Source organism: Gemmatimonadaceae bacterium (assembly GCA_035633115.1).
Lineage (GTDB): Bacteria > Gemmatimonadota > Gemmatimonadetes > Gemmatimonadales > Gemmatimonadaceae > UBA4720.
In genome coordinates this window covers 210,259-229,606 of sequence record DASQFN010000102.1, presented here as the reverse complement: position 1 = coordinate 229,606, position 19,348 = coordinate 210,259, and the positions used below count along the sequence as shown (strand labels likewise).

Below are 19,348 nucleotides of genomic sequence, written 5' to 3'. Positions count from 1 at the left end.
GCTCGATGGAAATCAATTCGATCGGTCCGTTTCTCAATTACTGGGAGAGTGTTCGCGAGAGAACGCGACGAGTCGTCCAGCGCATCCCGCCCGATGAGATCGAATGGTCGCACGAGCCCGGCAGGTTCACGCTCGGCGACCTTGTGCGACATCTCGCCGCAATCGAGCGCTGGATGTACGCCGAGACGGTAAAGGGACGGCCGAGCAAATACCCGGGTTGCCGTCGCGATCTGGCGGACGGATACGAGGCAGTCATCAATTACCTCGACGACCGGCATGCGGAGTCTGTCGAAATCTTCAGGACGTTGAGTAATGCCGACCTGAAAGCGAAATGCACCACACCGGCCGGGACGTCGATCACGACGTGGAAGTGGCTTCGCGCCATGGTCGAGCACGAAGCCCACCATCGCGGCCAGATCTACATGATGCTGGGAATCCTCGGCGTCGATACGCCGCCGCTGTACGGCCTTACGGAAGAGGAAGTCAGGGCAAGAACCGTCGTACCTCACCTTTGAGAAGGAGGACGAGTGAAAGTCGAGTCGTCAGTGAGGGTGTTGTCGATCGCACTGCTCGTTGGTTCCTGCAGCCAGCAGCCGCCGGCTGATACGTCAGCGCCTGCGCCAGTCGTGACGCCCCCTCAAACGCAAAGTGGTCAGGCGCCCGGAGCTCCCGCCGCACCGCCGATGACTGCTGCCGATTCTGCACGAGTCGCCGCAGCGATGGCAGCGCGACGCGATTCGATCGAGAAGGATCGCACACGCCTCTTCAACGAGGAGGTTGCCTGGCTTGCGGGGCGAGAGAATCAGCCGGCCGAGTCGGTCTACAAGAACATCAAGCTGTTCAAGGGCCAGCCTGCGATCAGGGTGCTGAACATCATGGCCCGCGGTTTCTCGCCGGCGCTCGGTGTGAGCTGCTCACACTGTCACGTGACAGGCGAGTACGAGCGGGAAGACAAAAACACGAAGCAGATCGCCCGCGACATGTTCGCGATGGTGAATGGTATCAACGCCGAGCTGAAGAAGATCCCGAATATCAAGAGTACGAACCCGACGGTGAACTGCTCAACGTGTCACCGTGGACAGGCGCGTCCGGGTGCTGGCGCCGGCGGTCCTCCGCGCCCAGCTGCCTCCCCTCCGCGTTGACCTGGAAAGGGACCACGAAGGACACGAAGACGTGGTCGCTTCCTCGTCATCTACGCCTTAGGTCATTCGCGCCCGATCGCCTTCCTCGTGTACTCGGAGAGCACGAGCGTGCCGCTCATTTCGGCGCGCGATTCGAGAAGCGCGGGCCAGTCATCGGTGCCGCGCCAGAAGACTGCCTTCAGCTGAGCCATCGCCTCCGGGTTGCTGGCCGTCAGAGTCGCCACCCGTTTGGCGAGGGACGCATCGAGTGAGGGAATGTCGGGGTGGACTTCGGCGTAGAGCCCGTGCTGTTCCGCCCAGCGCGCGTCGCGCCAGTCGGCATCGATCGTCATTGCGCTGAACGGGCCCATCCCGATCTTCCGCTCGATCGCCGGCCCGACAATGAAAGGCCCGAGGCCGATTGCCAGCTCACTCAGTCGAATTGCCGCGCTGTCCGTCGCCAAAGCGTAGTCGGATGCACCCACGATTCCGACGCCCCCTCCAACCGCTTTGCCGTGAACCCGTGTGATGATGAGCTTCGGGCAGCGCAGCATGGTGATGATCAGTGTCGCGAACCCCATGAAGAATCGCTTCCCACCGTCTGCGTCTCGTATACCCTGGAGCTCGGCGAACGAAGCGCCGCCGCAGAATGCGCCCGTTCCTTCGCTCCGCAGGACAATCAGAGTCGTTGCCGGATCGCTTCCCGCAACCCTGATCGTGTCGGCAAGATCGGACAACAGATGCCGCGGCAGCGAGTTGCTCTTGGGATGAGAGAACGTGATCGTCGTCACCCCGTTCACCGTTTCGGACGTCACGGTGCCAGCTTCCATCAGCCGTTCGGGATCTTCTGTGCTAAGTGATTGTCCTGCACCGTTGTTGGCGTTCACGTGTGGTGGCAAGTGAAGGGTACTGTCCGCGGCGGCCCTGGTACGAACACGTCCCCGCAGGACTCGGTATTGCATCGGAAATGTTATCGTGCTGCGGAGGGAGCGGCTAACTTTTGCCGAAGCCCCCCGATACGTTTAGAACAGATGCAGGAACAGTTCCGCAACGGGGAAACCGATGCAACAAGAGGCTGAAAAAAGTCCTGACGAAACAGCGCTGAACGAGCGGTTCGAGGCCCGAATCGCGGCCGGCGAGACTATCGAGCCGAAAGACTGGATGCCCGAGCGCTATCGGCACCAGCTCGTCAGGATGATGTCGCAGCACGCCCATTCGGAGATCGTCGGCATGCTCCCCGAAGGAAACTGGATCACCCGGGCACCGTCGCTGAAGCGGAAGATGTCCCTCATCGCCAAGGTTCAGGACGAGGCTGGGCACGGGCTTTACATCTATTGCGGCACGGAAACCCTTGGGGTCGACCGCGCCGAGCTCGTCGACCAGCTCCTCAGCGGTAAGGCGAAGTACTCGAGCATCTTCAATTATCCGACGCTGACGTGGGCTGACATGGGCACGATCGGGTGGTTCGTCGACGGCGCGGCGATCGTGAATCAAACGGTCCTCGCCAAGGCGTCGTACGGCCCTTACGCCCGGGCGATGATCCGCATCTGCAAGGAGGAGAACTTCCACAAGAAGCAGGGCTACGAGATCATCGCCACGCTCGCGAGCGGCACGCCGGCGCAGAAGGCAATGGCTCAGGACGCGGTGAACCGCTGGTGGTGGCCTTCTCTCATGATGTTCGGCCCGAGCGACGCCGATTCGCCGAACACAGCCGAGCTGATTCGGTGGCGGGTGAAGCGAAAGACGAACGACGAGCTTCGTCAGCGCTTCGTCGATCTCACGGTTCCGCAGGCGCAGGCGGTTGGTCTCACTCTTCCCGATCCTGCTCTCAGGTACAACGACGAGACACAGCATTGGGATTTCGGGCCAATCGACTGGGACGAGTTCTGGGCAGTGGTAAAGGGCAATGGCCCGTGCAATCGCGAGCGGCTTCAGGCGCGGCGCGATGCGCACGAGAACGGTGCCTGGGTGCGCGAGGCCGCCGAGGCGTACGCGGCAAAGCATCAGCGCGCGCAGGCCTCGAGCGCCGCGTAGCTGAGCAGCCATGGCGGACGCCAATAACGGAGAAACGCAGTGGCCGCTGTGGGAGATCTTCGCGCAGGAAGGTGAGGGAGCGCCGCACGAGCATGTAGGCAGTCTTCACGCGCCCGACGCAGAGCTGGCACTTCAGAACGCCCGCGACGTCTATGCACGCCGCGGCTCGATCGTAAGCCTCTGGGTGGTTCCGTCAGTCGCCATCACCGCATCGCCGAGTGACGAGGCCGGCCCGTTCTTCGAGCCGGGCGCGGACAAGGTTTACCGGCACCCTCAGTTCTACAAGATTCCGCGCGGAATCAAGGGCTTTTGAGCGGCGGCCAGTCCCGCCCTTCTATCATGACCGAGACAACCTCGAGCGCCGGCAATGACGATGTGTTCGAGTACCTGCTGCGGCTCGGCGACGACCGGCTGGTGCTCGGCCACCGCCTGTCGGAATGGTGCGGGCACGGACCAATCCTCGAGGAGGACATCGCACTCGCCAACATCTCACTCGACCTGATTGGCCAGGCGACACTTTACCTCGGTCTCGCCGGCGAGACCGAGGGCAAAGGGAGAGACGCCGATTCCCTCGCATACTTTCGTGAAGGAGTGGAGTTCCGGAATCTGCAGCTCGTCGAGCTGCCGAAGGGAGACTTCGCATTCACGATTGCGCGGCAGTTCCTGTTCGATGTCTTCAGCCTCCACCATCTGGAGCAATTGCAGAGGAGCGCGAACAAGGAGCTCGCCGGCATCGCGTCAAAGGGGTACAAGGAGGTCCGGTACCATATCAGGCACAGCAGCGAATGGCTGCAGCGACTGGGCGACGGCACCACGGAGAGCCACAACCGGGCTCAGAAGGCGCTGGACGAGCTCTGGCGCTTTACGGGCGAGATGTTCGCGGGAGATGATGTGGACAAGCAATTGGGAGCTGCCGGTGTTGCTCCCGACCTCGATGAAATTCAAACGAAGTGGCGTGCCATGGTCTCTGACGTGATTCAGCGAGCGACTCTTTCGATTCCATCCGACACTTTCATGATGGCTGGAGGACGGAGCGGCCGTCATACCGAACACCTCGGCCACATGCTGTCGGAGATGCAGATCGTCGCGCGCTCTCACCCGGGGGCCGCGTGGTAACGGATAGCTCGCGTAAAACCGCGGCTGCGCGTGAGTCCCTGCTCGACCTGCTCAGCTCGATCAAGGATCCGGAGCTGCCGGTTGTGAATATCGTCGAGCTCGGAATCGTGCGCGACATAGTTGTCGATGGAGCCTCGGTTCAGGTCGACGTGACACCGACGTACTCCGGGTGTCCAGCGATGCAGGTCATCGAGCAGGACATAGTGCAGGCGCTCGAAGCCGACGGGTTCACGAACGTCAAGGTCCGGTACGTTTTCTCGCCGCCGTGGACGACTGACTGGCTGTCTGAGCGCACGAAGACGAAGCTGCGCGAATTCGGAATCGCGCCACCAATGTCGGTCGAGGGTGCAGGAGCGAACGACCTTGTCACGCTTCGTCGCATGCGGAAGACTATTCCGTGCCCGTATTGTGGCTCGGCGAATACAGAAGAGAAAAGCGAGTTTGGCTCGACGGCCTGCAAGGCAATTCATTACTGCAACAGCTGTCATCAGCCGTTCGACTACTTCAAAGACTTCTGAGCTCTGACCGGGGGCACGGGGCAACGGTTGACGGGCAACGGGTAACCGGCCCGGCGGCGTGGCTCTTCGTTCTCGTGGCGAGCGTGTACCTCCTGACGGCCGCGGGCCGCTTCGCGAACTACGACGCGGAGAGCATGTTCGCGGTGACGCGGTCGCTGTACGAGCGAGGGTCGCTCGACGTCGGACCTTGCGAGGCGCGAAGCTGGTCTATCGCATGCGTGCCCGGCGCAGATGGCCGCTACTACAGCGGCTACGGAGTCATTCCGTCGGTTGCGGCGCTTCCTTTCTACGCAGCCGGCCGAGCTGCGGGTGAGATCACCGGCTTCGACGCGGACCTGGCAACCGGCGCGTCCGTGTCGTTCATGAATTCCCTTGTCGGCGCACTCGCATGCGTCGCGCTGTTCCTGTGGGCTGTCTACGCGGGATGCACGGTGCGGCAGTCGCTGCTCGCGGCAGTTCTCCTCGCGTTCGCCACGCCCCTCTGGTTTCACAGCACGAAGGAGTTTTACTCGGAGCCGCTTTTCACGTTTTTTCTTGTCGGATCCTTCGCTGGCCTGAGCCGGCGTAACAGGAACAGCTCAATCATCGCGGGCGTGTTGTTCGGCCTTGCCGTCGGAACCCGGGTATTCGGCCTGATCTACCTTCCGGTTGCCGTCGGGTATGCTCTGCTGGCCTCGCGACCTCCGCAATCGGGTCGGGCTTCGGCGCTCTGGTTTCTCCTTCCGGTGCTGGTGTGCCTCGGGGGCGTTGGCCTGGTCAACCAGATTCGATTCGGGAGTCCACTCGACACGGGCTACCACATTGCGCTGCCGACGTTGGGCTCGGTGTTTTCGACTCCGCTTGCCGACGGCCTCTGGGGAAATCTTGCCGATGGGGACGTGGGCCTTTTGTGGTTCGCTCCCCTGATCCTTCTCTTACCTCTGACGTGGGGTCGCTTCCACCGCGCGTATCGGCTGGAATCATTCGTATGCATCGCCGTAGTCGCCATGAGCCTGACTTTCTTTTCCGTCTATACCTACTGGAAGGGAGGATGGTCGTACGGACCAAGATTGCTCACGCCTGTTCTGCCATTTCTGATATTCCCGCTGAGCCCGATGCTCTCCAGAGCCTCGGGGAACCGTCTTTCGCACTCGACCGTCGCCCGTGCTGCGTTAGTGCTGATTCCTATTGCCATTGCAATCCAGATGATCGGCATCATTCCGCCATACAGTCGTCACTACTACCTGAGAGCCTACTATGATGTCGAGTATCCGCGTCGGTGGTGGCACAGGAGTCTGCTTCTCAAAAATGTGAAAGACGTGCCGGGCGTCATGGCGCATGTTTCGCCGCCTGCGTCACGGGGAGAGACAGTCCCAACCGCAACAGCAGCCATTTCAGTCAGGAGCGAAAAAGATCAGTATCTTCTCAGGCTTCCGAACAGCATCAATCAGATCGCGCCGGACGTTTGGTGGCTGAAGGCAGCGGCTCTCGGAACGCCATGGTTCTTACTCGCGCCCGTTGTCTTGCTTCTCGGCCTCTTTTCCGTCGCGGCTGCGTCTCGCCTCGGGAGGGTCAATGCGTAAATGGATTCCGTCGCTGCTGGTAATCGTCGCGGTCCTTGCGACTCTAGCCGTGTATTCGCGCCTGCCGGAGCAAGTGCCCACACATTGGAACATGAGCGGCGAAGTCGACGACTGGTCGAGCCGCTTGTGGGGCGCGTGGACCATTCCGCTCGTGATGGCGGCGATGCTGCTGGTGTTCCGGGCCTTCCCGCTGATCGACCCGCGCCGGGAGAATTACCCGAAGTTTGCCGGTGCGTACGAAGGAATTCTCATCATCGTTCTGCTCTTCATGCTGGCGCTGCACGTCTCGCTGCTCGCGACGATGCTCGGGCGGCCGATTGCAGTGATGCGACTGCTGCCGGTAGGAATCGGGCTGCTCCTCGTCGGTATCGGAGCGTTGCTCCCGAAGGCGCACGCCAACTGGTTCATCGGCATCCGAACTCCGTGGACGTTGTCGAACGATCGGGTGTGGGAACGAACACACCGGTTCGGTGGGGTCGTCATGATCGGGACTGGTCTGCTGATAGGAGCGTCCGCGATGCTGGTACCGCTGTGGACTCACCGCGTCATGGCCGGCGCCATCGCGGCAATGGCGATAATCGTCATTGGGTACTCCTACTTCGCATGGCGGCAAGAGGTTAACGGGTAGCCTTCTGGCATCTGAGTTCAAGGGTTTGAACCGATTCGACGGATTGAGCGGATTGAGTCGTACTGGCGTACAGCTAATGCTCACAAAAAGGCCACGATTTTTTTGTTGTTACAACAACAAAAGTCGAGATGCTGACTGGCGGTTCGCGTGCCCGTGGCGCCAGCTCGGAAACAATCCGCTCGATCCGTCGAATCTGTTTGACCCTTGAACTCAGATGCCAGAGTGGCCGCTTGACGTATCAAGATTTGTTGATATCTTCAAGCCATGGCAACAGCTGTCGCTTCTGAGCCCCGCCCCGCAGATCTTCACTCCGCCTCGCGGCTCTTCCACGCGCTTTCGGACGAAACTCGCCTGGAGATCGTTGGGATGCTGCGCGACGGCGAGCGGTGCGTCTGCGACTTGATGGGCGCACTCGACGCCGCGCAGTCGCGCTTGTCGTTTCACCTCAAGGTTCTGAAGGACGCAGGACTCGTCGTCGACCGCCGCAATGGCCGCTGGGTTTACTACTCACTCAGCAAGGATGCGCTCGACGAAGCGACGGGATACATCAAATCGCTGAAAGGCCACCGCAGGCTGTCTGTGATCAGCGACGATTGTTGCCGGTGATTTTTTTTCTTCGAAACATCAATATTTTTTGATTCACGGAGGAGCAAATGAGTGCCACTGAAGCGCAGGATCTGAAGAGCAGCGTGAAGGAGAAGTACGGGCAAGCGGCACTGCGGGCCAGTGAAGGAAAGACCGACGTCTCCTGTTGCGGCTCGAGCGCTTGCTGCGGCTCGACGACCGAGGTTTGGGATCCCATAACCGCAGACCTATACGACGAAGCCGAAACGGCGGGAATCCCGGCCGAAGCACTGCTCGCGTCGCTCGGTTGCGGCAATCCCACGGCACTCGCCGCGCTCGAGGAAGGCCAGACCGTGCTCGACCTCGGGTCGGGCGGTGGTATCGACGTGCTTCTCTCGGCGCGCCGCGTGGGGCCGACCGGCAAAGCCTACGGACTCGACATGACCGACGAGATGCTCGATCTAGCCAACGAGAACAAGCAGAAAGCAGGAGCCACCAATGTGGAATTTCTGCGGGGTGAGATCGAAAGCATCCCTCTTCCGGACAACTCGGTGGACGTGATCATCTCCAACTGCGTTATCAATCTCTCAGCCGACAAACTACGCGTCATCGAGGAAGCATTTCGTGTCCTCAAGCCCGGCGGACGATTTGCTGTGTCGGACGTCGTAGTCAGGGGAGAGGTGCCGGCCGAGGTAAAACGAAATATGGAGCTGTGGGTCGGCTGCATTGCCGGAGCGCTCGAGGAAGACGAGTATCGCCGGTTTCTGAATGCGGCAGGTTTCAACAGCATCGATATCGAGCCGACCCGGGTTTATCGTCTCGATGACGCAGAAACCTTTCTCGCGGGGACGGGCCTCGATCCAGCGACGGTCTCGTCCGACATCGACGGTCGCTTCATGAGTGCGTTCATCCGTGCAACGAAGCCCCTCGAAGAGAAGGCCTGCTGCGGATCGCAGTGCTGCTCCTGATGAGGAAACCATGACGAACAGCGCGATCGCGGATGTTCACGTTCGTCCCGCGACAGCGAACGATTTGTCGGCGGTTAAAGACCTTCTGACGCAAAGCGACCTCCCGCTCGTAGGTGTGAGCGAATCGCTCGGCTCCTTCGTCGTCGCGGAGCGTGAGGGCAAGATCGTCGGCGTCGCCGGACTCGAGGAGTGCGGCGATTACGGCCTACTGCGCTCAGCAGCCGTGGCTCCGGAATGGCGGGGCCGTGGACTCGGACGCATGCTCGTCGAGCGGGTGATTGCCAACGCCGAATCCGCTGGTCTTCGCGCGCTTTATCTCCTGACGACGACCGCCGAGAAGTACTTCCCGACCTTTGGCTTTCACGAGACGACACGCGATGGCGTGCCTCCCGCCGTCCAGGCAACAGCGGAGTTCACCGATGCGTGCCCGTCGTCGGCGACGGCGATGAAGCTCGCGCTTGGCATGAGGCCCGGCTCTGTGCAACAGCAGTAATGCGATACGCGCTCATCTCCGACATACACGCCAACCTGCCGGCGCTGGAGGCGGTTCTCGAGCAAATTCATGGCGATCCGAGCATCGACGCGACGTACCACCTCGGCGATCTGGTGGGCTACGCTCCGTGGCCGGATGAGACTGTGGCGCTGCTTCGGAGCCGCGGAATCGAAGGCATATCCGGGAATTACGATACGACTGTCGCAACCGACTATAAGCATTGCGGCTGCAAATACGAGGATCCGCGACAGGAAGAGCTGTCGCACGTCAGCTTTGCCTGGACAAAGGCGCACACGTCAGCCGAGACGAAGCAGGCGCTCGGTGCCCTCCCCTTCCGTCTCGACGTGAAACCCAAGGGCGGACATGCCGCCGGACCGATGCTAGTCCTCGTGCACGGCACACCCACCCTGAATACGGTCTACTGGACCGAAGACAGGCCGGATGCGTTCTGCCTGCAAATGGCTTCGATTGCCGGAGCGAAAAGCGGAGACATGATCGCGTTCGGACATACGCATTTGCCGTGGCACCGCGAGATCGAGGGCATCCATTTCGTGAACACGGGCACCGTCGGCCGCCCAAAAGATGGCGATTGGCGCGCCGGCTACACGGTCGTCGAGCTGGGCGATGGACCGGTAACCGTCGAACACCTCAGGGTCGAATACGACGTCGAGAAAGCGAAACGGGCGATCGAGACGAGCGAGCTGCCCAACGATTTCGCGGAGTTCCTGCGCTCGGGAGACAGGCCGTAGGCGAGCTGTTCACCCAAGTAGTTCTTCATGCCCTTCGTGCGCTTCGTGGTCGCTTCCTTGTCAGTGGCACTTTGCGTTCATGATCACTTCGGCTTTTGCATCACCTGACCCATGATGGCGCCGAGCAATCCACCCATTTGCGGCGCCTTTCGTTCCGCATACGCCTGCGCTGACTGAGCATCGCTCCGCAGCTCCGGGCCGACCTGCGCAGGGTCGAGTCCCTGTGAGCTCTTGCGTCGCGCGATCCCGGCGAGAACCAGCGGCACAAGGATCATCATCAGCTGTTTGGCGCGCGGCGAATCGAGACCGCTCGCCTGGCTGACTCCGTCCTCGACGACCTTATCGCTGCTGCCGAGCACGTTGCCGAGAATTCCGCCCAGGCCTCCCCCTCCAAGAATGCTTCCAAGTCCGCCGAGCACTCCGCCGGAGGAACCGCTGCCCGAGGAATCACTGCCGGGAATGAGGCCGCCCAGGCCACCGAGCGCTGCGCCGTAATTGTCCGACTCGGCTGCCATCGCTGCTGCATTTGCCGGGTCATCGGCACGCCCTGCCATTCCTCCGAGCACAACGGGCAGCGCGCCGGCGATGGCTTGACGGGTGGTAGCCTCATCCATTCCAAGCTGCTGGCCTATCTGACCAATGGTTTCGGGTGTTAGCTGCTGCCGTACTGTGTCGAGAATGCCGCTCATTTCCGTTGCCCCTGTGAAGGATGTCTGAAGGTCGATCACCCTTCACACAAGCGAGATTCAGGCCATTGCAGCCGCTGCCCCCTGGCGCGACAAAGGACAGAACCCTTTCGCGAAACCTTGTGTCCATACCTACGACAGCACTCGTACTTGCGAAATACGAGACCTCTCGTATATTGCGAATGAAGGCACCTTCAGGAGATAGCGCGGATGACCGCAGGCACCCCCATTCCCTCCAATTCGGAGCTCGAGATACTCCACGTGCTCTGGCGGAAAGGTCCCCAGACGGTTCGCGAGATACATCCCGCTCTGCGGCGAAAGCGCGACATCGGATACACCACCGTGCTGAAGACTCTCCAGGTAATGGCGGAGAAAGGACTGGTTGCGCGGGACGAGAGCGAGCGATCGCACGTCTATCGCGCCGCGGTGCCTGAAAAGTCGGTCAAGAGGCGCGTCGTCTCCGATCTCCTGGATCGCGTCTTCGAGGGGTCGGCGGCCAATCTCGTGATGCAGGCGCTTTCGACGAAGCGCGCATCGCCGGAAGACATTCGACAAATCCGCAAGCTGCTGAACGCCCGGACGCCGGAGGACAAATGACGATGCAGCTCATCGGCTGGACACTGGTTCACTCCGTGTGGGAAGGCGGGGTGATCGCTCTCGTGCTCGCCTTCGCCTTCTGGGCGACTCGAAGCAGCGCTGCATCGTTACGCTATGCGATCGGAATGATCGGACTTGCGCTGATGCTCGTGTTGCCTGTCGCGACCGCCGCGAGAATGGACAGACAGAGCTCGGTCGTGCCAAGCGCAACGAAAGCTCCGGCTACGCCCAGCGCAATCAGCGCTCCGGCTTCGCCCAGTGGAGTTGTGTCACGCTCGGCTCCTGAGCCGAGCTCGAATGACGAGGCATTGCTCGCTGCAAATTCGGTCGAGCCGGCCGGGACTTTCGCTGTAATTGTCGATCGGCGCACGTGGATGCTGAGCACTCTCGAGCCGGCTCTGCCGTGGCTCGTCGCGGCTTGGCTGATTGGGCTGGTCCTCCTCTCTGTAAGAATGATCGGAGGCGTCGCACGAACGCGTCGCATCGTCCGCGACGGCACGGCCGCGGCATCGGAAGGCGTACGACTCCTCGTTGCACGAATCTCCAAAAATCTCGGCGTACGCCGCGCTGTTCGCGCCCTCGAGGGATCCCGCCTCGCGGTTCCCGTTGTCGTCGGCTGGATACGGCCGGTAATTGTTCTTCCTGTGAGTCTCGTCTCGGGACTGACGCCTTCACAGCTCGAGATGCTGCTCGCTCACGAGATCGCACACATCCGGCGCTACGACTATCTCGCGAATCTGCTTCAGACCGTTGTCGAAACACTCCTCTTCTTTCACCCCGCAGCCTGGTGGCTGTCCGACCGGATCAGGGAGGAACGGGAGAATTGCTGTGACGACATTGCGGTCCTTGCCTGCGGCGGAGACCGAAGGAATTACACGGCTGCCTTGCTCGCGCTCGAGGAGTCTCGTGATGCTGGATTCGGTTTTGCCGCGGCTGCGACAGGCGGCAAGAGCGGAACGCTGCTGCGGCGCGCACTGCGCCTGATGACTGGCGGGCCGGCCCACGTCGATCTCGGAGCCCGCTGGATTGCCGGTGTGATCACAATACTCGCGGCGCTCTTTACCACCGGCCCCGCAATGGGACGAGCTGCTGATCTGACGGTGCCTGCGCGGCTCGATGTCCTGGGACTACTCACTGACGAGCCCGACACTCCGAAGGGAATGCCTGATCCGGCGCAGTCCAATCCGGACACAGTATTACGCTACTCGGGCGCTGGCTCGTTTGCCGAGCGATGGCGGTGGGCCGAGCAGCGCGCCCGCTCGCTGGGATCGAGCCGATACTGGATAGGCTATCTCGTCGCGGGCGATCCAAGCGCCCGCAGCATGTATTACTCGGACCGCGAGACACCGGTGCGCTCGGGCAATTCCACGTTCATGGGGCGAATGAGGATTGGAAGCGCACGCGATCTCATATTCACGGGCGCCGCTCTTGCTCCACTCGTCGGCAATCACGCGCCGACTTCCGTGGCGATCTTCCTGCAGTTCGACAGGGCCGGCGGGAGCGATCGGCTCCGACGGGTTCATGTCGGATCGTTCGCGTTCCCGGTCTACTTCGGGGGAGCGCCAGCGATATGGCTCGACTCGGCCACCGACGCTGAGAGCGTTGCGAAACTGAAATCATTCGCGGCGGGCGAGCGCACACTCGAAGTTCGACGCGATCTTGTCTCGGCCATCGGCGTTCACAGGGACGCCAACGCGGCGTTGCCTCCACTCATCGGCTGGCTAGAGTCCCGCACCGAGTCCGATGCGGTGCGAAAGGAAGCAGCGGAGGTGCTGGGCGATTACTCCGACCGCCGCGCCCTGGCAGCGCTTGCCCGTGCCGCGCGCAACGATCGAAGCAGCAACCTCAGAAAGGAGGCAATCGAAGCGTTCGAGCATATGGCCCTCGCCGAGGCGACGGACACGTTACTGGCATTCGCCACGACTCTCGAGAGCAGCAGTCTTCGCAGCGTCGCTGTGGAATCGCTCGGCGAGCGGCGCGAGCCTCGTGTCATTTCGTTCCTGACTAACCTCGCGCGCGGCAGCGGCGAACCCAACCTCCGTACGGAAGCAGTCGAAGCACTCGGCAACATGAACCAGGATGGTTTCGCCGCAATCGCCGACCTTGCCCGCAATGCTTCAAACGCTGAGGTGAGGCGCGAGGCAATCGAAGAGCTCGCCGATTCCCAGCCCCCGGGCAGGGCACTCGACATTCTTAGGGAAATCATTCAGAGCGACCCCGACCGGTCGGTGCGTCTCGAGGCGGTTGAAACACTGGCCGAAGTGCATGATGATCGCGCGGCCGCGATCCTGCGCGACCTCGTGATGCGGAGCCTTGACCCGGCGGTCCAGGTCAAGGCAACAGAGGCCTTGGGCGACGCCTCGCCGTCGGAAAGCAGCGTGCGAGAGCTGGTGATGCTTGCGCGAACTCATCCCCGGGCCGAGGTGCGAAAGGAGGCTATCGAAACTCTTGGAGATGTCGACGAAGAGACCGCCAGCACCGCGTTGATATCGATAGCGAAAAGCGATGCTGATCCCGAGCTGCGGCGCGCTGCAATCGAAGCGTTGGGGGACCAGCGCAGCCAGGCTTCGCTGAACGCTGTGCGCGACGTGGCACGGGCTATCGGTCCCGAGGACCTCAGGCGCCAGGCGATGGAGACCTATGCGGACCATACGGATTCGCAGACCGCGGTCGCATTTCTGAAATCGATCATCACCGGAGATCCGAGCGAGGCGATCAGACTTGAGGCGGTGGAGATTCTGTCGGAGCTCGATCATGATGCCGGGATTCCGGCGATCCGGGAGCTGGCGGGGTCGAGCGGGGATTCGCGAGTGAGGAACCGGGCGCGAGAGCTACTCTCGGAGCGCTGATCCGACTGCTTATTGAGTCTCGAGCGCCTCGACGAATCTCGTCAAAAACTGATTTGCCTGGAAACCGTCGAGCACGCGGTGGTCGATTGTCAGCGACACATAGCACATCGGCTTGATGACGATCTCTTCCTTGCCGTTCACGTCCGCAACGACGGCCCGGCGCTCGAGCTTTCCGACGCCGAGGATCGCAACCTGCGGCTGGTTGATCACGATGGGCGAGGCGACGAGGCTGCCACTCACTCCATGGTTAGAGATGGTGAACGTGCCGGCCTGAACATCCTTCGGATCGAGCGAGCTGCTCCGCGCGCGCTCTGTGAGGTCTCCGAGACGCTCGGCGATCGCGAACAAATCAAGATCCTGCGTCTTCCGAATCACGGGGACGATCAGCCCGCCGTTCGGGAGGGCGGTCGCGACGCCAATGTTGATGTCGCCGAAAATCTCCAGACGGTCGTCGTGCCACCGGCTGTTTGCTTCGGGTACCGTCTTCAGCGCTTCGACCGCAGCGGCAACGAAGTACGCAGTGTAGGTCAGCCTGGCGCCACGGGATTGGAAGTCGGCCTTGTTAGTGTCCCGGTGTGCTGTCACCGCCGAAAGATCGGCCTCGAAGACGCTCGTCACGTGAGGCGCCACGGACATGCTCTGAACCATGTGCTGCGCAATGCTGCGGCGCATTTGCGTGTGTGGCACGCTCCGGCTGGGAATCGCCGACGCGGCGCGCCCGGGACTGGCTGCGCGAGAGGGAGTCTCCACTGAGCCGCGCGCGTCTTCGCCTTCCGCGGAAGAAATAACGCTCATCACGTCCTGATGTGTAATCCGTCCTCCGCGACCTGTGCCCGTGATTGTGGACGGGTCGAGATTGTGCTCCTTCAGGAGCCGCCGCACCGCTGGACTCAGCTCCGCTGCCGCGTCTCCAACGACGCGAGTTCCGACCGCGGGCGTCCTGGACGCGCCGTCCGCTTGTGGCATGCTGTCCGGCTCGGCCGACGGTTTTGTCGAAGTCGGCTCCGACTTGCCGGTCGAGCCTTCCAATGCAATGCGCCCCACAAGATCACCAGGCTCGACCTTGTCGCCGTCCTTCTTGAGGATCTCGGCGAGCGTGCCGCTCGCGGGCGCCGCGATCTCGACATTTACCTTGTCGGTGCTCACCTCCAGCAAGGGCTCGTTTTGCGCGACCGTGTCGCCTATCGCCTTGAACCAGAGCGAGATCACACTCTCCGTCCCTTCGCTCTGTTCGGTTGGAAGCGTTACGTCCACCATGCCCGTTCCTGCCACCGTCATGCTTCGAGCACCTCTCTCATTCTTTCAGCGATCGACTCGACGCCCGGCACGACTGCCTCCATCAGAGCGAAATTGTGCGGTACGGGAATGTCGGGAATTGCGAGACGCCGAATGGGCGCATCGAGATGGAAGAACGCTTCCTGCGCCACAGTCGCCGCTACTTCGGCCCCGAATCCGGCCGTGATGCCGTCTTCGTGAACGATCAGGCAGCGCCGGGTCCGCGACACGGAGTCGAGCACAGTCTTCCGGTCCCATGGCGAAATCGTGCGGAGATCGATGATCTCGACAGACTCGCCGACTTTCTTTGCAGCGAGCTCGCATCGCTCCACCATCGCGCCCCACGTCACCACAGTGAGTGCGTCGCCACTCCGAGTAATCTTCGCGTTCCCCATCGGAAGTACGTAATCGTCGCCGGGATACGGGCGCCGCGCCCACGGCCCGTCGAGCAGATGGCGATGCTCGAAGAAGATCGTCGGATTGTTGCTGCGCAGCGCCGCGCGCAGAAGTCCAACCGCATCCTCGGCATTCGACGGATAGCACATCTGCCAGCCGATGGCGTGCGCCCACATCACTTCGCCCGACACGCTGTGCCAGGGGTCGCCGACTTTTGCGAATCCACCGGGTAGCCGCACGACGATTGGTGCAGCAAACCGGTTTGCCGTTCGCCACCTCAGCGTCCCGCAGTTGTTCAGCTGCTCCGTCGCGGGGTCTGCGTATTTCCTGAATTGTATCTCGGCGACCGGCATCAGGCCGGCGATTGCCATGCCGACAGCGCGTCCGATTATTCCCTCCTCCGAGAGGCTCGTGTCGAACACGCGTTTGTCACCAAAGGTGTCCTGCAGGCCCATCGTCGCGGCATGGACGCCGCCTTTCGGCCCTACGTCCTCGCCGAAAACAAGAACCCTCGGGTTGATTCGGAGCTCGTGCTCGAGTGTCCGGCGAATTGCCGTGAGCATGTTCGTCCGCTGCGCTTCGGGCTGAGGCTGGTCGCTCGAAGGGGGAAACTCGTAGCCACTCGCGGCCAGCCCGCCCAGCTGCTGCACGTCCAGCTTGCCGTCGTCACCGGTCTCTGAAAATCGGTAGCGAGTGATCCGCGCCGGATCAGGCTCCGGCCGCGCGAGAGCGCCATCGAGCGCCGCCTTTACATCGCGTTCAGCTTTCGATTCGAGCTCGGCGAATTCCTGCTTGGACATCACTGCCGGTATGAGGAATTTCCTCAGTTTCGGGAGCGGATCGCACGACTCCTCGTCGGCGATGAACTCCGGCGACTTGTAAGCCTGCGTGTCCTGGCCGGAATGGCCGCATAGACGCGGGACGCGCAGCCGCAGCAGTGCGGCACCTTTTCCGTCCCGAACGTGGCCGATCACATCCTCGATGAGTCCCGCCGCCTCACCGGGGTCGCTGCCGTCCCCATCGCGGATATAGAGATTCTGAAACGACGCGAGATTCGCCGCGATGTTGCCGCCCGGTGTCTGGAGATATCCCGGAACCGAGATTCCGTATCCGTTGTCCTCGATGTAGAAGAGGATCGGAAGCTTGAGCGTCGTCGCGATTGTCAGAGCGGACCAGAAACCATTCGTTGCAGCCGACGCTTCGCCGCCGAGGACGACTGCTATCGAGCGATCGTAGGATCGATCGTTGAGAACGTCGCGATGGTAGGTGATTGCCTGCGCCCAGCCAACCGATGGCGTGTACTGCGATCCGACGTCTCCGGACATCGGCAGTACGATCGTGCCATTCTTTTTCGGGAGGTTGCAGACGACTCCGATGTCGCGGCCGTCGCTGAAGCCGCCGGATTTTCTGAGCGGCCCTGCAAACGCGTCCTCGAGGGTGAGTCCGAGCGTCAGTAACAATGGACGCGACCGGTAGTACGCGCCGGCCGCGTCGTGCTCGCCATCGAGGCGCGAGCCGAGAATGATTTGCGCGAGCTCATGCCCGCGCGCGGAAAACTGATAGACGACTTTCTTTTCCGGCATGAGCTTTTGCTCTTCCGTGTCGTCCAGCCCCCGCGACGCCAGAACCAGGTAGGCAATACGCTTCCAGTCCAATCGAGAGCCTGCGGTCGCGGCGCCGGCTGAAGGGGAAGGAGGTGTAAGCGTACCCGTCATTCGCTGAAATTAGTCAATCGGCATGGAAGAACGTGGTACTTCGCGCTGCCATGCGCCGGAGTAGCGGGCTGGGCCTGTACCGGTCCTCACCATACTCCGATTGAAGTGATTCCAATCGTTCGAGGACTGTCGGAATCCCGATTTCATCCGCCCAGGCGAGAAGACCTTTCGGATAGTTCACGCCTTTCGTCATCGCCAGGTCGACGTCCTGCGGGCTCGCGGTTCGGAGCAGGACTGCGTCGGCCGCCTCGTTGATCAGCATCGCAATGATTCGATCGAAGATTGTTTCGCCGAGTGCTCGGTCTTGTTTCGGCTCCGGCAGCTTCGCTCCTGGAGAATAGTCGTAGTAGCCGCGACCGCTCTTTCTGCCGAAGAACCCTGCCTCGAAAAGCCGCTGCTGCGTCACGAACGGCTTGTAGCGCGGGTCGAAGTACGTGCCTTCAAAAACAGAGCGTGTCGCCGCGAAGTTGATGTCATTGCCGATGAAGTCCATCAGCTCGAACGGCCCCATCTTGAATCCACCCAGCTCTCTCATGGCCCAGTCGATCGTCGCCATGTCGGCAATGCCTTCCTCAAAAATGCGCAACGCTTCCCCGTAGTAAGGACGGGCGATGCGGTTGACGATAAAGCCGGGTGTGTCGGTAGCGCGCACGGTTGTCTTTCCCCACGCATCGATCAACGCACGTGCCGCCGTCGTCACGTCCTCGCTGGTGGCGAGCCCAGGAACGATCTCGACCAGCGGCAGCACCGTCGGCGGATTGAAGAAATGAATGCCGATCACGCGTTCCGGATGCTTGCAGTCACGCCCAATAGCCGTGATCGAGAGAGATGAAGTGTTGGTGCCGAGGATGGCGTGGTTGCCAAGCACCGATTCGAGACGTGCGAACAGGTCGCGTTTCACGTCGAGGTGCTCGATGACGGCCTCGATCACCAGGTCCGAGCCACGAAATACGTCGAGCGGGCCCGGGCCGGTCGTATCGGCACCGGCGAACGTGATCCGATCTCGAATCGCGTCCGCATCATCTGCGCTGATACGACTTTTCTCCACCGAACGCACGAGATTTTTTTCGACGCCCGCGCGTGCCCGGCTCAGCGCTTCCGAGCTCGTGTCGTACAGTATGACCGGATGTCCGTATGTCGCGGCGACCTGCGCAATTCCACTTCCCATCGCGCCTGCACCAACGACGCCGACCTTCGACTTCCGTCCCGGTGCCTCCACCTACTCCCCGGTGAAGTTCGGCTTTCGCTTCTCCAGGAACGCGCGGACGCCCTCCACGAAATCCTTTGTGCGGCCCGCCTCGCGCTGAAGGTCAGCCTCGAGCTCGAGCTGCGCGTCGAGATCGTTCGACATCGACGCATTTAGCGCACGCTTGGTGAGGCCCAGTCCGCGCGTCGGCATTGCCGCCAATTCGGTCGCGAGCGTCAGCGCCTCTGTCTGGACCGTGTCCGCGGAGCACACACGGTAGATCATCCCCAGCTCATAGGCGCGCCGGGCATCGATCTTTTCCGCCGTCAGCATCATGGCGGTGGCACGTGGCAGCCCGACAATCCGCGGGAGGAAGAAAGTCCCGCCGCTGTCGGGAATGAGCCCGACTTTCGCGAACGATTGGATGAACGACGCTGTCTCCGAGGCGAGCACGATATCGCACGCGAGTGCCAGATTGGCGCCGGCACCAGCAGCCACACCGTTCACGGCGCAGACGACCGGAATCTCCAGCTTTCGAATCGCCTTGATCACCGGGTTGTATGTCGCGAGCACGGTGGCACCGAGGTCGAACGCTCCTCCTTCGTTTGCCGCCGGCACTTCCGAGAGGTCCTGGCCGGCAGAGAATGCCCGCCCCGCTCCGGTAAGGATCACCGCGCGCACAGTCTTGTCGGCGCGCGAGGCTTCCAACGCGTCGCGCAGCTCACGAGCCATCTGAGCGTTGAAGCTGTTGAGCACCTCCGGTCGGTTGAGCGTGATCGTCATCACGCCGGCCGCAGCTTCAACGACAATGAATTCGTAGGGCATTTGCCTGTCCAGCTTAGTTTTTCAATCCCATCGGAACTTGAAGGTAAGCATCCGGGCTACGACTTC

General features: G+C 61.7%; 20 protein-coding genes. 14 read left to right on the top strand and 6 right to left on the bottom strand.

Features of this window, described 5'->3' with window-relative positions; genetic code table 11:
• The first annotated feature begins 5 nt into the window (after positions 1–5).
• Together VES88_13000 and VES88_12995 are read left to right on the top strand one after the other, a co-directional pair.
• Positions 6–515 carry a DinB family protein gene (locus VES88_13000; protein HYN82415.1) on the top strand — a complete coding sequence of 170 codons (510 nt, stop codon included), beginning with the start codon at positions 6–8 and terminating at the stop codon, positions 513–515.
• Positions 516–527: 12 nt separating this feature from the next.
• Positions 528–1,142 (top strand): photosynthetic reaction center cytochrome c subunit family protein, encoded by a 615-nt coding sequence (locus VES88_12995; protein ID HYN82414.1) that lies wholly within the window; start codon positions 528–530, stop codon positions 1,140–1,142.
• A gap of 62 nt (positions 1,143–1,204) precedes the next feature.
• On the opposite strand, the gene VES88_12990 is transcribed toward VES88_12995, so the two are convergent.
• Positions 1,205–1,951, bottom strand: a complete 747-nt coding sequence (locus VES88_12990; protein HYN82413.1) for an enoyl-CoA hydratase/isomerase family protein — start codon at positions 1,949–1,951, stop codon at positions 1,205–1,207.
• Between the two features lie 232 nt (positions 1,952–2,183).
• Here VES88_12990 and paaA point away from each other — a divergent pair, with 232 nt between their 5' ends.
• The 10 genes from paaA to VES88_12940 all read left to right on the top strand — a co-directional run bounded on the left by paaA (position 2,184) and on the right by VES88_12940 (position 9,753).
• Complete coding sequence (gene paaA / locus VES88_12985) at positions 2,184–3,155, top strand: 1,2-phenylacetyl-CoA epoxidase subunit PaaA (GenBank protein ID HYN82412.1); 972 nt, start codon at positions 2,184–2,186, stop codon at positions 3,153–3,155.
• Positions 3,156–3,165: 10 nt separating this feature from the next.
• Positions 3,166–3,468, top strand: a complete 303-nt coding sequence (gene paaB / locus VES88_12980) for a 1,2-phenylacetyl-CoA epoxidase subunit PaaB (GenBank protein HYN82411.1) — start codon at positions 3,166–3,168, stop codon at positions 3,466–3,468.
• 26 nt (positions 3,469–3,494) lie between these two features.
• Positions 3,495–4,271 carry a 1,2-phenylacetyl-CoA epoxidase subunit PaaC gene (paaC, locus tag VES88_12975; protein ID HYN82410.1) on the top strand — a complete coding sequence of 259 codons (777 nt, stop codon included), beginning with the start codon at positions 3,495–3,497 and terminating at the stop codon, positions 4,269–4,271.
• Positions 4,265–4,789: a 1,2-phenylacetyl-CoA epoxidase subunit PaaD gene (gene paaD / locus VES88_12970; GenBank protein HYN82409.1), complete on the top strand. Its 525-nt coding sequence runs from the start codon at positions 4,265–4,267 to the stop codon at positions 4,787–4,789. The genes paaC and paaD overlap by 7 nt, the downstream gene beginning before the upstream one ends.
• A 74-nt stretch (positions 4,790–4,863) precedes the next feature.
• The gene (locus tag VES88_12965; protein ID HYN82408.1) at positions 4,864–6,351 is read left to right on the top strand and encodes a hypothetical protein; all 1,488 of its coding nucleotides are present in this window, start codon (positions 4,864–4,866) and stop codon (positions 6,349–6,351) included.
• Positions 6,344–6,979, top strand: a complete 636-nt coding sequence (locus tag VES88_12960) for a DUF1648 domain-containing protein (GenBank protein HYN82407.1) — start codon at positions 6,344–6,346, stop codon at positions 6,977–6,979. The genes VES88_12965 and VES88_12960 overlap by 8 nt, the downstream gene beginning before the upstream one ends.
• 264 nt (positions 6,980–7,243) lie before the next feature.
• Complete coding sequence (locus tag VES88_12955; GenBank protein HYN82406.1) at positions 7,244–7,585, top strand: metalloregulator ArsR/SmtB family transcription factor; 342 nt, start codon at positions 7,244–7,246, stop codon at positions 7,583–7,585.
• Positions 7,586–7,632: 47 nt separating this feature from the next.
• The gene (locus VES88_12950) at positions 7,633–8,511 is read left to right on the top strand and encodes an arsenite methyltransferase (protein ID HYN82405.1); all 879 of its coding nucleotides are present in this window, start codon (positions 7,633–7,635) and stop codon (positions 8,509–8,511) included.
• A gap of 10 nt (positions 8,512–8,521) precedes the next feature.
• Complete coding sequence (gene arsN2 / locus VES88_12945) at positions 8,522–9,004, top strand: arsenic resistance N-acetyltransferase ArsN2 (protein HYN82404.1); 483 nt, start codon at positions 8,522–8,524, stop codon at positions 9,002–9,004.
• A complete protein-coding gene (locus tag VES88_12940; GenBank protein ID HYN82403.1) occupies positions 9,004–9,753 on the top strand; it encodes a metallophosphoesterase family protein in 750 nt (249 codons plus the stop codon). The genes arsN2 and VES88_12940 overlap by 1 nt, the downstream gene beginning before the upstream one ends.
• 83 nt (positions 9,754–9,836) lie before the next feature.
• On the opposite strand, the gene VES88_12935 is transcribed toward VES88_12940, so the two are convergent.
• The gene (locus VES88_12935; GenBank protein HYN82402.1) at positions 9,837–10,442 is read right to left on the bottom strand and encodes a DUF937 domain-containing protein; all 606 of its coding nucleotides are present in this window, start codon (positions 10,440–10,442) and stop codon (positions 9,837–9,839) included.
• A gap of 207 nt (positions 10,443–10,649) precedes the next feature.
• On the opposite strand from VES88_12935, the gene VES88_12930 reads away from it, so the two are divergent.
• Positions 10,650–11,036: a BlaI/MecI/CopY family transcriptional regulator gene (locus tag VES88_12930; protein ID HYN82401.1), complete on the top strand. Its 387-nt coding sequence runs from the start codon at positions 10,650–10,652 to the stop codon at positions 11,034–11,036.
• Positions 11,033–13,885, top strand: coding sequence for a HEAT repeat domain-containing protein (locus VES88_12925; protein HYN82400.1), 2,853 nt, complete (start codon positions 11,033–11,035; stop codon positions 13,883–13,885). The genes VES88_12930 and VES88_12925 overlap by 4 nt, the downstream gene beginning before the upstream one ends.
• A 9-nt stretch (positions 13,886–13,894) precedes the next feature.
• On the opposite strand, the gene VES88_12920 is transcribed toward VES88_12925, so the two are convergent.
• The 4 genes from VES88_12920 to paaG are packed head-to-tail and all read right to left on the bottom strand — an operon-like array spanning position 13,895 to position 19,282.
• Positions 13,895–15,163 (bottom strand): 2-oxo acid dehydrogenase subunit E2, encoded by a 1,269-nt coding sequence (locus VES88_12920; protein HYN82399.1) that lies wholly within the window; start codon positions 15,161–15,163, stop codon positions 13,895–13,897.
• Positions 15,160–17,271, bottom strand: a complete 2,112-nt coding sequence (locus tag VES88_12915) for a transketolase C-terminal domain-containing protein (GenBank protein HYN82398.1) — start codon at positions 17,269–17,271, stop codon at positions 15,160–15,162. The genes VES88_12920 and VES88_12915 overlap by 4 nt, the downstream gene beginning before the upstream one ends.
• A 13-nt stretch (positions 17,272–17,284) precedes the next feature.
• Entirely contained in the window at positions 17,285–18,490 is a 1,206-nt protein-coding gene (locus tag VES88_12910) for a 3-hydroxyacyl-CoA dehydrogenase NAD-binding domain-containing protein (protein HYN82397.1), read from the bottom strand.
• Complete coding sequence (gene paaG, locus VES88_12905; GenBank protein ID HYN82396.1) at positions 18,491–19,282, bottom strand: 2-(1,2-epoxy-1,2-dihydrophenyl)acetyl-CoA isomerase PaaG; 792 nt, start codon at positions 19,280–19,282, stop codon at positions 18,491–18,493.
• Positions 19,283–19,348 lie beyond the last annotated feature (66 nt).